The 13,248-nt window shown below is 72.8% G+C and carries 10 protein-coding genes; 4 read left to right on the top strand and 6 right to left on the bottom strand.

Translation table 11 applies throughout. The features are described 5' to 3' along the window. Positions 1–114: 114 nt before the first annotated feature. The 5 genes from UWG_RS0118295 to iolC form a co-directional block, all read right to left on the bottom strand. Positions 115–1,611 carry a CoA-acylating methylmalonate-semialdehyde dehydrogenase gene (locus UWG_RS0118295; protein WP_016908666.1) on the bottom strand — a complete coding sequence of 499 codons (1,497 nt, stop codon included), beginning with the start codon at positions 1,609–1,611 and terminating at the stop codon, positions 115–117. Between the two features lie 69 nt (positions 1,612–1,680). Beyond that, positions 1,681–3,558 carry a 3D-(3,5/4)-trihydroxycyclohexane-1,2-dione acylhydrolase (decyclizing) gene (gene iolD / locus UWG_RS0118290; RefSeq protein WP_016908665.1) on the bottom strand — a complete coding sequence of 626 codons (1,878 nt, stop codon included), beginning with the start codon at positions 3,556–3,558 and terminating at the stop codon, positions 1,681–1,683. Then, positions 3,555–4,481 carry a 5-deoxy-glucuronate isomerase gene (gene iolB / locus UWG_RS0118285; RefSeq protein WP_016908664.1) on the bottom strand — a complete coding sequence of 309 codons (927 nt, stop codon included), beginning with the start codon at positions 4,479–4,481 and terminating at the stop codon, positions 3,555–3,557. The genes iolD and iolB overlap by 4 nt, the downstream gene beginning before the upstream one ends. Before the next feature lie 56 nt (positions 4,482–4,537). Further along, complete coding sequence (locus UWG_RS0118280) at positions 4,538–5,464, bottom strand: Cgl0159 family (beta/alpha)8-fold protein (protein ID WP_016908663.1); 927 nt, start codon at positions 5,462–5,464, stop codon at positions 4,538–4,540. Between the two features lie 98 nt (positions 5,465–5,562). After that, positions 5,563–6,558: a 5-dehydro-2-deoxygluconokinase gene (gene iolC, locus UWG_RS0118275; protein ID WP_016908662.1), complete on the bottom strand. Its 996-nt coding sequence runs from the start codon at positions 6,556–6,558 to the stop codon at positions 5,563–5,565. Positions 6,559–7,308: 750 nt separating this feature from the next. Between iolC and UWG_RS0118270 the strand changes: the two genes are divergently transcribed. Further along, entirely contained in the window at positions 7,309–7,533 is a 225-nt protein-coding gene (locus UWG_RS0118270) for a heavy-metal-associated domain-containing protein (protein WP_016908661.1), read from the top strand. A 437-nt stretch (positions 7,534–7,970) separates the two neighbouring features. On the opposite strand, the gene UWG_RS0118265 is transcribed toward UWG_RS0118270, so the two are convergent. Further along, entirely contained in the window at positions 7,971–9,284 is a 1,314-nt protein-coding gene (locus UWG_RS0118265; protein WP_078495678.1) for a citrate synthase, read from the bottom strand. 573 nt (positions 9,285–9,857) lie between these two features. Between UWG_RS0118265 and UWG_RS0118260 the strand changes: the two genes are divergently transcribed. The 3 genes from UWG_RS0118260 to UWG_RS0118250 form a co-directional block, all read left to right on the top strand. After that, entirely contained in the window at positions 9,858–10,865 is a 1,008-nt protein-coding gene (locus tag UWG_RS0118260) for a LacI family DNA-binding transcriptional regulator (protein WP_016908659.1), read from the top strand. An 86-nt stretch (positions 10,866–10,951) separates the two neighbouring features. After that, positions 10,952–12,478: a sugar ABC transporter ATP-binding protein gene (locus UWG_RS0118255; protein WP_016908658.1), complete on the top strand. Its 1,527-nt coding sequence runs from the start codon at positions 10,952–10,954 to the stop codon at positions 12,476–12,478. Further along, positions 12,468–13,248: ABC transporter permease (locus UWG_RS0118250; protein ID WP_016908657.1), on the top strand; the 781-nt coding region annotated here is incomplete at its 3' end. The genes UWG_RS0118255 and UWG_RS0118250, both read left to right, overlap by 11 nt.

The following is a 13,248-nucleotide window of genomic DNA, read 5'->3' as shown; positions in this document are numbered from 1 at the left end:
GCGGCCCGGGTCTCCGACCCACTTGCTCAACCAGCCCCATCCCGGGTGCCTCCATGGTGTGCGCAGGATGAGCAATCCCGCGCAACACAACCGCCGTTCGACGCCCCGCGTTCGCTAGCTGGAGCGCGGGAAGCCGAGGTCGACGCCGCCGGCCGCGGCCGGGTCCGGCCAGCGTGTGGTGACGACCTTGCCCCTGGTGTAGAAGCGCACGCCGTCCTTGCCGTAGATGTGCAGGTCGCCGAAGAGGGAGTCCTTCCAGCCGCCGAAGGAATGGTGTGCGACGGGCACGGGGATCGGGACGTTGACGCCGACCATCCCGGCTTCCACCTCGAGCTGGAAGCGCCGGGCGGCTCCCCCGTCGCGGGTGAAGACCGCGGCGCCGTTCCCCCACGGGCTGGCGTTGACGAGCGAGAGCGCCTCGTCGAAGGTGTCTGCGCGGACCACGGAGAGGACGGGTCCGAAGATCTCGTCCCGGTACGCGTCGGCCTGCGGCGGCACCCGGTCGAGGAGCGAGGCGCCGAGGAAGAAGCCGTTCTCGTGCCCGGGGACGGCGAGCCGCGTCCCGTCGACGACGACCTCGGCGCCCTGTCCCGCGGCGCCGGTGACGTAGGACGCGACCTTCTCCCGGTGCTCGGGGGTGATCAACGGGCCCATCTGCGAGGACGGATCGGTGCCGGGGCCGACCCGCAGCGCCCGCGCCCGCTCGGCGACGCGCTCCACCAGCGCGTCGCCCGCCTGTCCCACGGCGACGACGGCGGAGACGGCCATGCACCGCTCCCCCGCCGAGCCGTAGCCCGCGCTGACCGCCGCGTCGGCCGCCGCGTCGAGGTCCGCGTCGGGGAGGACGACGAGGTGGTTCTTGGCGCCGCCGAGCGCCTGCACCCGCTTGCCGTGCGCGACGGCGCGGGACTGCACCTGCCGGGCGATCGGCGTGGAGCCGACGAACGAGACGGCTGCGACGTCGGAGTGGGCGAGGAGGCGCTCGACGGCGGCGCGGTCCCCGTTGACGACGTTGAGGACGCCGTCCGGCAGGCCCGCCTCGGCGGCGAGCTCGGCGAGGCGGAGGGAGGCCGACGGGTCCTTCTCGCTCGGTTTGAGCACGAAGGTGTTGCCGCACGCGAGGGCGAGCGGGAACATCCACAGCGGCACCATCGCGGGGAAGTTGAACGGTGTGATCCCGGCGACGACGCCGAGTGGACGCCGGAGCGAGGCGACGTCGATCCCGCCCGACGCCTCCGTAGTCAGCTCGCCCTTGAGCAGCTCCGGGGCGTTGCAGGCGAGTTCGACGACCTCGATGCCGCGTGCCAGTTCCCCGAGAGCGTCCGAGTGCACCTTTCCGTGTTCGGCCGTGACGAGCGCGGCGAGCTCCTCGCGGTGCGCGGCGAGGAGCTCGCGGTAGGCGAAGAGGAACGACGTGCGCCGGGTGACGGAGCTGCGGGACCACTCCGGATAGGCGGTGGACGCCGCCGCCACGGCGGCGTCCACCTCGGCTTCGTCGGCGAGCCCCAACTGCGCGCGGCGCTCACCGGTCGCAGGGTCGAAGACGGGTCCGAAGGCGCCGGAGGCCGCCTCGGTGTGCTGTCCGCCGATCCAGTGGCCGAGGGTCTTCATCCATCTCTCCTTGCGGTGGGGCGGGTTGCGGTACGGCGGTGGCCGTACGCCGAAGGGAGGCATGGCCCGCTAGAGGTGACGCCGGCGCCGCACGGCCGAACTCTCGTACCGCTCCCGTGCGTTGCGCGCCGCCGGGCGTTCCGACACCTCTGCGACGGCGACGTCCCACCACGCCTGCGCGGGCGGCGCCGAGGGCCGCGGGTCCGTCTCGACGTGCACGCAGCTCGGGCCCGGCTCCTCGGCCGCCGCCCGTAGCGCGTCGGGGAGTTGGGCCGCGGTGGAGACGCGGTGTACGGAGGCGCCGAGCGACGCGGCGTTCGCGGCGAGGTCGACGGGGAGGACGTCGCCGCCGTAGGTGCCGTCCGGGCTCGGATAGCGGTAGGCGGTGCCGAACCCTTCCGCGCCGGTCTCCTCGGAGAGGCCGCCGATCGAGGCGTAGCCGTGGTTCTGGACGAGCACCACGGTGAGCGGCAGGCGCAGTTGGACGGCGGTGACGAGTTCGCCCGGCAGCATCAGGTAGCTGCCGTCACCGACGAGGGCCCACACGCGCCGCTGCGGCGCCGCGAGTTGGACGCCGATCGCTGCCGGGATCTCGTACCCCATGCAGGAGTAGCCGTACTCCAGGTGGTACTGCCGGGGCGATCCCGCGCGCCACAGCTTGTGGAGGTCGCCGGGGAGCGAGCCCGCGGCGTTGAGGACGACGTCCTCGTCGTCCGCGACCTGCTGGAGCGCGCCGATGAGCTGCGCCTGCGTCGGCGGCGCGCCGTCGCCGGAGGCGCGGTGCGCCGCGTCCACCTCGCGTTCCCAACCCTCCTTCGCCGCGCGGTACTCGGAGAGGTACCCGGAGGCGACGCGGTGCCCGGCGAGCGCGGTGCGGAGCGCGCGGAGTCCGGTCTCCGCGTCGGCGACGAGCGGCAGCGCCGACTGCTTGTACGCGTCGAAGGAGGCGAGGTTGAGGTTGACGAACCGCACGCCGTCGGCGGCGAACAGGGTGCCGGAGGCGGTGGTGAAGTCGGTGTACCGGGTGCCGACGCCGAGGACCAGGTCGGCCGTGGCGGCGAGCCGGTCGGCCGTCGCCGTACCGGTGTGCCCGATGCCGCCCACGTCGCACGGGTGGTCGTGGCGGAGCGCCCCCTTGCCCGCCTGCGTCGAGGCGACGGGGATGCCCGTGGCGTCGGCGAGTTCGGCGAGCGCGCCCTCCGCCTCCGCGTGGTGCACCCCGCCACCGGCGACGAGCAGCGGGCGCCGCGCCGCTCTCACCGCGGCCATGGCCGCGTCGAGGACCTCGGGCTCCGGCGCGGGCCGCGGCACCCGCCACACCCGCTCGGCGAAGAACTCCCGCGGCCAGTCGTACGCCTCCGTCTGCACGTCCTGCGGGAGCGCCAGCGTGACGGCGCCGGTCTCGACGGGGTCGGCGAGGACGCGCATCGCGGCGAGGGCCGCGGGGACGAGGGCCTCGGGGCGGGTGACGCGGTCGAAGTAGCGGGAGACGGGACGCAGTACGTCGTTGACCGAGACGTCGCCTGCGCCGGGGAGTTCGAGCTGCTGGAGAACGGGCTCCGCACGGCGGGCCGCGAAGGTGTCGCCGGGGAGCAGGAGCACGGGCAGCCGGTTGACGGTGGCGAGGGCCGCGCCCGTCGCCAGGTTGGTGGCGCCGGGGCCGATCGAGGTGGTGACCGCCTGCGCGCTGAGGCGGTTGCGCTGCCGCGCGAATCCGACGGCCGCGTGCACCATCCCCTGCTCGTTCCGGCCCTGGAGGAACGGCAGCGGCGCACCGGGGCCCTGCCCCGACTCGACGAGCGCCTGCCCGAGACCGGCGACGTTCCCGTGCCCGAAGATGCCCCAACACGCCTCCACGAGACGGTGCTTGGCGCCGTCCCGCTCGGTGTGCTGCGCCGCGAGGAAGCGCACGAGCGCCTGCGCGACGGTGAGCCGCACCGTGTTCATACCGGCCTCCGATCGGCTGTCCCCTCCGCCGGGTCTGCCGGTGGCGGGCCGTAGAGCGGGAGCCGCCCGTCGACCGGGGTGTGCGGCCATCTCCCGCGGATCCAGGTGTGGTCCGGGTGGTCGCGGATCAGCCATTCGCGCTCGCCCGAGGGACCCGCCATCACGTTGAGGTAGTACATGTGGTGCCCCGGCGCCGCCACGGAGGGACCGTGCCAGCCGTCGGGGATCAACACGGCGTCGCCGTCGCGGACTTCGGCGAGGATGTCGGTGGACTCGCCGCGGCCGCTGGGGGTGACGCGCTGGAACCCGTAGCCGTCGGTGGCGCCGTGCGGCGCGAACTCGTAGTAGTAGACCTCCTCCAACTCGGCTTCCACGCCCGGCTCGTGGAGGTCGTGCTTGTGCGGCGGGTAGGAGGACCAGTTGCCGCCAGGGGTGAGCACCTCGACGGCGATGAGGCGGTCGGCGGGGAAGACCCCGGCCGCCGCGAAGTTGTTGACCTGGCGGGAGCAGGTGCCGGCGCCGCGCAGCTCGACGGGTACGCCCGAGGCCGGGCCGTACCGCGCGGGCAGCCGGTTCTCGCAGACGGCGCCCGCGCAGGCGAACCGGCCGCCCGCGGCGGTGGTCAGGCGGGCCTCGGCCGCGCGGGGCAGATAGGCGAAGTCGCTCACCGCCTCGAACACCGAGGCGCGGCCCGCGAGGTCGAAGGTGTAGCCATCCACCTCGACCGTGCAGGCCCCGGCGAGCGGCAGCACGATCCATTCACTGCCGCCCGTGCTCAGCGTGTGCTCCCCGCCCGGCGGCACGTCGACGACGTGGAGCGACGAGTGGCTCCACCCGGCGGTACGCGGATCGATCCGCTGCACGTACGGCTCCTGCGCGGCCCGGCCCCGCAGGTGGCGCTCGCGTCGGCTGTGGGTGGTCATCGGCTCGCTCCTCCGCCTCGTCTCTGCGTTCTGCCGTCGGCGCCCTCCGGCGGGGCTCAGCCGTGCACCAGCTCCGCCGCCCGGTCGACGGCCGAGGCCACGGCGTCGAGGCCGGCGCCCGCTGCCGGGTAGAGCAGCGGGCGTCCCGCGACGAGCCCGCGGACCGTCGGCAACCGCAGCGCCTCCCGCCATCTTTCGTACGTGCGGGACAGGTCGCCGTGCGCCTCGCCGCCGAGGACCACCATCGGCAGCGTGGCGGCCGCGTACGCGCGCGCCGCCTCTCCGTCGGCCGGGAGCGGCAGCTTCAGCCAGGTGTACGCCGACGTCCCGCCGAGCCCCGCGGCTATCGCGACGGACCGTGCGACCGCCGTGGACCGCAGGTCGGCGCGGACGCCGGCCGCGGTGCGCCCCACGAGGAACGGCTCGACGAAGACGGGAAGCCGCAGCGAGGCCAGCGCGTCGACGGTGCGGGCCGCGGCGTGCAGGGTGCGGCCCGTGCCCGGGTCGCGGTGGTCGATCCGCAGCAGCAGCTTGCCGCCGTCGAAGCGGAGCGCCGCGAGGTCCTCGGCGCGGTGGCCCGTGAACCTGTCGTCCAACTCGAAGGCGGCGCCCGCGAGTCCGCCCCTGTTCATCGAGCCGAGGACCACCTTCCGCTCCAGCGCGCCGAGGAGGAGCAGGTCCTCCAGGACGTCGGCCGTCCCGAGGACGCCGTCGACGCCGGGCCGCGAGAGCGCGGTGACCAGTCGCTCCAGGAGCGCGGCGCGGTCCGCCATCGCGAGCGGATCGCCGCCGGCCGCGAGGCTCCCGCGGGCCGGATGGTCGGCGGCGACGATGAGCAGCCGACCCGAACTCCCGAGCAGCGGGCGGCGGTCGCGTGCCTCGGCTGCCTCCGCTATCGCCTCCGGGCGGCGGCTGCGCACCTCGACGAGCTCGCGCACGTCGACCCGCGGCGGCCGTCGCGCCGCGTCTTCCGCTCCGAGCACACCGAGCCTCCCTGTGTCGACGACGGCCGATCCGGCACCGCACGCCCGCCGTTGCAGCCCTACCCGTGCACACCCGCGCTCACGTGCCGGTTCCGGGACTAGCTCAACAGCTCCTCGACCTCCTCGGGCCGCGGCATCGCGGACGAGCAGGCGAGCCGTCCGGCGACGAGCGCGCCCGCCGCGTTGGCGTACCGCACGGTGCGCTCCAACTCCCAGCCGGCGAGCAGCCCGTGGCAGAGCGCGCCTCCGAACGCGTCGCCCGCGCCGAGGCCGTTGACGACGTCGATCGGGTGCGGCGGCACCTCCACCCCCGAGCCGTCGGCCCGCACCGCGAGGACCCCTTTCGGCCCCTGCTTGACGACCGCGAGCTCGGCCCCGGCCTCCAACAGCCCCTCGGCGCAGGCCGCCGGCTTGCGCGTGCCCGTCGCGACCTCGCACTCGTCCAGGTTCCCCACGGCGACCGTGGCGTGCGCGAGCGCCCGGCGGTAGTACGTGCGCGCCTCTTCGACGGCCTCCTCGTCGGGGCGCACCGGCTCGGGCGCGCCCGCCGCCGACTCGGCGCCCCAGAAGACGGGGCGCCAGTCGAGATCGAAGACGGTGAAGCCGTCGGTCCGCTCGTCCCGCGAGGCGAGCGCCGCGAGGGTGGCGCCGCGGCTCGGCTCGGCGCACAGGCCCGTGCCCGTCGCCCAGAAGACGCGGGCGGCCGCGGCCCGGGCCAACTCGTGTGCGTCGGCCTCGATTTCGAGGTCGGGCGCCTTGGGCCAGCGGTAGAAGTAGAGCGGGAAGTCGTCGGGCGGGAAGACCTCGCAGAAGGTGACGGGTGTGGGGCGGCGCCGGATGGCGCGCACCAGCTCGTCGTCGACGCCGAAAGCGCGGAGCTGCTGGCGGCAGTACTCGCCGAAGGGGTCGTCGCCCGTCCGGCTGAGGACGGCGCTGCGTCTGCCGAGCCGCGCGGCGGCGACGGCCACGTTGGTCGCCGAGCCGCCGAGGAACTTGGCGAACGAGGACACCTCGGGCAGCGGCACGCCCGTCTGCTCCGGATAGAGGTCGACGCCGATGCGCCCCATGGTGAGCAGCTCGTGCGGCGCTGTCATACGCACCCTCCCAGCGTCGGACGGCCCCGGTACGCGCGGCGGCGCCGCCTCGGTGCGTCCGGGCAGGCCGCCCGCTCATACTCAGCCGCGTGCAGGGGGGTGTCAATGATCGGTCGCGACATGCGGGCGAGGCTCAGCGAGCAGGAGGACAACGGCGAACATCCGTACAGGCAAGCGCTGTTGATTTCCCGACACAGCACTTGGGACCCGGCGCCCCCGCACGTCGGCCGCACTCCCCCGGCGGTCCGCCGCCGCACGGACGAACTCGCCGACGACCGGCACCTCGACGCCGCTCGCCTCCGGCACCGAGCAGCGCGGACACCGCGTCGCCGAGCAGGGCGACGTCGTGCGCCCGCTGGGGCGACCGAGGCGGACCTCAGCCCGCCCACCTCGACACTGCGCCGCTACGGCGAGCGCGTCGGCCACCTCCAGCTCGAGCAGTCACCCCGGAGGTCCTGACGCAGGCGGGGAGCGAGCCGCCCTTCGGCCCCGCGGTGCAGCGCGCGAACCCGCAAGCGGAGTACGGGGTTCGCCCCGTACCGGCAGCGGCGGGGGCTCGGGCGTGGCCTCTCAGCCGTCGTCGAGCAGGACATGTACCGCCCGGCGGAGCGGACGCGGCCGCTTCCTGCGGTTCCGCGGAGCCCGAGCGGCGCCCGCCCCGCCGGGGTGCCCGTGCGTGGCGCTCATACCCTAGGGGGGTATACACTCGTCGGCGGACGAACCGCCACCCGAGAGCGCGAGGGGACCACCATGACCACCACCACCTTCAAGGTCACCGGCATGAGCTGCGGCCACTGCGAGAGCGCCGTCTCCGAGGAGCTCTCCGGGATCGAGGGGGTCTCCGAGGTGCGGGCGAGCGCCGCGAGCGGCGAGGTCACCGTCGTCTCCGAGGGCCCCGTCGACGAGGAGGCCCTCGCAGCAGCCGTCGACGAGGCCGGCTACGAACTCGTCGCCGGCAGCACGACCCGGAGCTGACCGAACGCCTCAGGACAGCGAAAAGCGCCCCGCCTCCCAGGTCCCCCCACGGGCCTGTTCGGCAGGGCGCTTCCGTATCCCGGTCATGGATTCCCCCCACGGGACCCCTGGCCGGGCGCTTTCGGGACGTACGCACGGGCGGCCGCTCAAGCTCCCGTGCTACGTGCACCCCATGTTCACTTTGTGATCCTTCTGTGGCGAGGGCATCCCCCAAGATGCACCTCACGGGCGCCGAAGGCTCCGCCGGGAGTCCTTCGACACAGGGTTAGACACCCGGAACCCCGCAATGGTTACCCCCCAATTTCTGTGACCTACGTCTCCCTCCGGACCTCCGGCGCCGCCACATACGGAAGGCCCCGTTCCGGCCGGCGGAGCGGGGCCTTCGGCGCGGGGAGCACCGCCGCCGCAGGGCGGAGGGACCTCGCTTCACACGGGGGTCAGCGCTGCTCGACCGGAAGGTAGTCCCGCTCGACGACGCCGGTGTAGACCTGGCGCGGACGCCCGATCCGGGAGCTGGGCTCCTGGATCATCTCGGTCCACTGGGCGATCCAGCCGGGCAGCCTGCCGAGCGCGAAGAGCACGGTGAACATGCTCGTCGGGAAGCCCATGGCCCGGTAGATGAGACCGGTGTAGAAGTCGACGTTCGGGTAGAGCTTCCGCTCCACGAAGTAGTCGTCGCTGAGCGCGTGCTCCTCCAGGCGGAGCGCGATGTCGAGGAGCTCGTCGCTCTTGCCGAGCGCCGAGAGGACGTCGTGCGCGGCGGCCTTGATGATCTTCGCCCGGGGGTCGAAGTTCTTGTAGACGCGGTGCCCGAAGCCCATGAGCTTCACGCCGTCTTCCTTGTTCTTCACCTTGCGGATGAAGGTGTCGACGTCGCCGCCGCTGGCCTGGATCGACTCCAGCATCTCCAGCACGCTCTGGTTGGCACCGCCGTGGAGCGGGCCCCAGAGCGCGTTGATGCCCGCCGAGATCGAGGCGAACATGTTCGCCTGCGACGAGCCGACGAGGCGGACGGTCGAGGTGGAGCAGTTCTGCTCGTGGTCCGCGTGGAGGATGAGCAGCTTGTCGAGCGCGTTGACCACGGTCGGGTCGAGGTCGTACTCGGCCGCCGGGACCGAGAAGGTCATCCGGAGGAAGTTCTCGACGTAGCCGAGGTTGTTGCTCGGGTAGACGACCGGGTGGCCGACGGCCTTCTTGTAGGCGTAGGCGGCGATCGTCGGCAGCTTCGCCAGGAGCCTTATCGTCGAGAGGTGGCGCTGCTCCTCGTCGAAGGGGTTGTGGCTGTCCTGGTAGAAGGTGGACAGGGCGCTCGTCACGGAGGAGAGCATCGCCATCGGGTGGGCATCGCTGGGGAAGCCGTCGTAGAACCGTTTGACGTCCTCGTGGAGCAGGGTGTGCTGGGTGATCTCGTTCTTGAACGAGGCCAGCTCGTCGACGGTCGGCAGTTCACCGTGGATGAGCAGGTACGCGGTCTCGATGAAGGAGCCGCGCTCGGCGAGCTGCTCGATCGGGTACCCCCGGTAGCGCAGGATGCCCTGCTCGCCGTCGAGGTAGGTGATGGCCGACTTGTACGCGGCGGTGTTGCCGTAGCCCGAGTCCAGGGTCACCAGACCGGTCTGGGCGCGCAGCTTGCCGATGTCGAAGCCACGGTCGCCCACCGTGCTGTCCACGGTGGGGAAGGTGTAGTCACTGTCCCCGTACCGCAGTACTACCGAATCGCTGTCGCGGTGTTCGCTCACGTCATCCCTCACCGACGTAGTGCCTCTTCTTCGAGGTGCCCTGACTCGTTCCACTCTCCCCCATTCCGTGCCGTGCGGTGCACTCGGGGTCAGCCAGTGGGCTCCTTGGTGGCACGCAGTGCCGCCAGGGAACATCCTGCACCCTCGGGGCCGCCCGGGTCATCCCCCGGGACCGCGAACGATCGATCAAATTTCCCGCGATCCGGCGCAGAGACCGCACGCGGACCCCGTACACCGGGCGCGGCCCCGTACAACCCGCGGTTACCGCGGCCACACGGTCCGCACCCGTTCCCGTTCTGCACTTCTCCCCCGAACGAGTGCCTTGGCACCCACGGGGAAAACGCGGAGGGGCCGCGCGTTTTTCTCGCCCCGGTGCCCGCGCACACGGACGAGCGGCGCCTGTTATGACCGATACGTCCGCGCGACCATGACCCGCGGTCAACGGTTCCTGCACCCACCGCAATTGGGGGTCTGGACGCTGGTCACGATGTGGTGTACGAACTTGCGCCCGAGGTTCCGGATCGCTTCTCATAAGGCGATGTAATCGTTTCCACGCGTCGCACGAAGGAGTGTGTCGAGACGCCGATGGCAAGTATCAAAGACGTCGCCGCACTTGCCGGCGTCTCGGTCGCCACCGTCTCGCGCGTACTCAACGCGCACCCGGGGGTGCGCCCCGGGACGCGGACCAAAGTGCTGCACGCCGTCTCCGAGTTGGGGTACCGCCCCAACGGCGTGGCCAGGTCGCTGCGTACGCACCAGACGCGGACGCTCGGCCTCGTCATAGGCGACGTGCTCAACCCCTTCTTCACCGAACTCGCCCGCTCCGTCGAGGACGCGGCACGCAGCCGCGGGTACAGCGTCATCATCGGCAACGCGGACGAGCAGCCCGCACTCCAGGACCACCACGTGCGCACCCTCCTCGACCGGCGGATAGACGGCCTGCTCGTCTCCCCCACCGACGGGGACGTGGGCGCGCTGCGGGACGCCGTGGAGACGGGGATACCCGTGGTCTTCGTCGACCGCTGGCTGCACGGCGTCGACGTGCCCGTGGTACGGGCCGACGGGCGCCGCGCCGTCCACCGACTCGTCGCGCACCTGCATGCGTTGGGCCACAGGCGGCTCGCCATCATCACCGGGCCCGCGGCCACGAGCACCAGCACGGAGCGCGTCGGCGCCTTCCGCGAGGCGCTGCGCGCGTTCGGCCTGGCGCTCCCCGCCGAGTACGTCGCGCAGGGCGACTTCCAGACGGCGAGCGGACGCCAGGCGGCCGCCGCCTTCCTCGACCTGCCCGAGCCGCCCGAGGTCGTCTTCGCGACGGACAACCTCATGGCGCTCGGCGTCATGGAGGAACTCCGCTCGCGCGGACTGCGGGTGCCGCGGGACATGGCGCTCGCCGCGTTCGACGACATCCCGTGGTTCCTCCACACCGACCCGCCCCTGACCGCCATCGCCCAACCCACCGCGGATCTGGGCCACTCGGCGGTGCAGGTTCTCACCGACCTCGCGGAGGGCAGGGGCGCGGGCTCCGTCACGCTCTCCGCACGACTCACCGCGCGCCGCTCCTGCGGCGAAGACGAAGGGAGCCGCCGTTGACCACCCCCCAGGACCGCCCCCCGGGGCGTACGCCCCAGGGCCGTCCCCCGGGCGCGGGTTCCCGACCAGCGCCAGACGCACAGGAGTTGCTGCGCACCGAGCAGATCGGCAAGGTCTTCCCCGGTGTCGTCGCGCTCGACGGCGTCGACTTCGACCTGCGCCAGGGCGAGGTCCACGTCCTGCTCGGCGAGAACGGCGCCGGCAAGAGCACGCTCATCAAGGTGCTCTCCGGCGTCCACCAGCCCGACAGCGGCCGTGTGCTGCACCGCGGCTCGCCCGTGCGGATCGGGGGCGCCGAGGACGCCGAGCGGCTCGGGATCGCCACCATCCACCAGGAGTTCAACCTCGTCCCCGAGCTGTCGATCGCCGAGAACATCTTCCTCGGAAGGCAGCCCCGCCGCTTCGGCCTCGTCGACCGCAAGCGCATGGAGCGCGACGCCGCTCCCCTGCTGCAGCGCGTCGGCGTCCGGGCGGGCCCGGAGACGCCGGTGCGCGAACTCGGCATCGCCGGACGGCAGATGGTGGAGATCGCGAAGGCGCTCAGCCTCGACGCCAAGGTCCTCATCATGGACGAGCCGACGGCCGTCCTCACCGCGAGCGAGGTCGACCGGCTCTTCGCCATCGTCCGCAGGCTGCGGAACGAGGGCGTCGGCATCGTCTTCATCACCCACCACCTGGAGGAGATCCCCGCCCTCGGGGACCGGGTGACGGTGCTGCGCGACGGCCGCAGCGTCGGCCAGGTGCCGGCGAGCACGCACCACGACGAGCTGGTGCGGCTCATGGTCGGCCGCAGCATCGAGCAGCAGTACCCGCGGCAGACGTCGGGCGACGCGAGCCGGGGCAAGCCGCTCCTCCGCGTCGCGGGGCTGAGCCGCGGCGGGGTCTTCCACGACGTCGGGTTCGAGGTGCACGCGGGCGAAGTCGTCGGTGTGGCGGGGCTCGTGGGCGCCGGCCGCACCGAGGTCGCACGCGCTGTCTTCGGCGTCGACAGGTACGAGGCGGGGACCGTCGAGGTCGACGGCAGGCGCCTGCCCGGCTTCGACGTCACGGCCGCGATGGCGGCCGGGCTCGGCCTCGTCCCCGAGGACCGCAAGGGGCAGGGTCTCCTCCCCGAGGGCTCCGTCGCGGACAACCTCGGCCTGGTGACGCTGCGCAACGCGAGCCGCGGCGGCTGGGTCGACCGCTCGGGGCAGCGTGCGGCGGCGGGCGAGATGGCGAATCGGCTCGCGGTGCGCATGGCCGGGCTCGACCAGCAGGCGCGGACGCTCTCCGGCGGCAACCAGCAGAAGGTCGTCATCGGCAAGTGGCTCCTCGCCGAGACGCGGGTGCTGATCCTCGACGAGCCGACGCGCGGCGTCGACGTCGGCGCCAAGGTCGAGATCTACCAGCTCGTCAACGAACTCACCGCGCAGGGCCACGCGGTGCTGATGATCTCCAGCGACCTCCCCGAGGTGCTCGGTATGAGCGACCGGGTGCTGGTGATGTCGCAGGGCCGGATAGCCGGCGAACTCTCCGCGGAGGACGCGACGCAGGACGCCGTCATGGCGCTCGCCGTCGGCACCTCCGCCCCAGGACAAGGCACGACGACGGAGGACTTCCCCCATGGCCACTGAGATGCAGCCGGGCTCCCGGATGGCTGCGAAGCACACCGGCGGCTCGGGCGGGCCGCCGCCCTGGGTGCGGCGGGTCCTCCTCGACAACGGGGCGCTCTCCGCGCTCGTCGTGATGGTCGTGCTGATGGCGATCCTCTCGGGGGACTTCTTCAGCACCCAGAACCTGCTCAACGTCGGTGTCCAGGCTGCCGTGACGGCGATCCTGGCGTTCGGCGTCACCTTCGTGATCGTCTCCGGCGGGATCGACCTCTCCGTCGGCTCGGTCGCCGCCTTCTCCGCGATCACGCTCGGGTGGCTCGCGACGGAGGGCGTCCCCACCTTCCTCGCCGTGGTGCTGGCGCTCGCCGCGGGCATGGCGTGCGGGTTCGTCAACGGCATGCTCATCGCGTACGGCAAACTCCCGCCGTTCGTCGCGACGTTGGCGATGCTCTCGGTCGCGCGCGGCCTCGCGCTCGTCGTCTCGCAGGGCAGCCCGATCCTGCTGCCCGACTCCATCTCCTGGCTCGGCCAGACGCTCGGCGAGTGGCTGCCGGTGCCGGTGCTCGTCATGGTCCTGATCGGCGTCGTCACCGCCGTGGTCCTGCAACGCACCTACAGCGGGCGGGTGATGTACGCGATCGGCGGCAACGAGGAGGCCGCGCGCCTCTCGGGCATCCGCGTCAAGCGGCAGAAGCTCGTCATCTACACGCTCGCCGGGCTCTTCGCCGCGGTGGCGGGCATCGTCCTCGCCTCCCGGCTCGCCTCGGCGCAGCCGCAGGCGGCCTCCGGCT

The organism is Streptomyces xiaopingdaonensis (assembly GCF_000262345.1).
Classification (GTDB): domain Bacteria; phylum Actinomycetota; class Actinomycetes; order Streptomycetales; family Streptomycetaceae; genus Streptomyces; species Streptomyces xiaopingdaonensis.
This window is presented reverse-complemented; position numbering and strand designations above follow the sequence as displayed.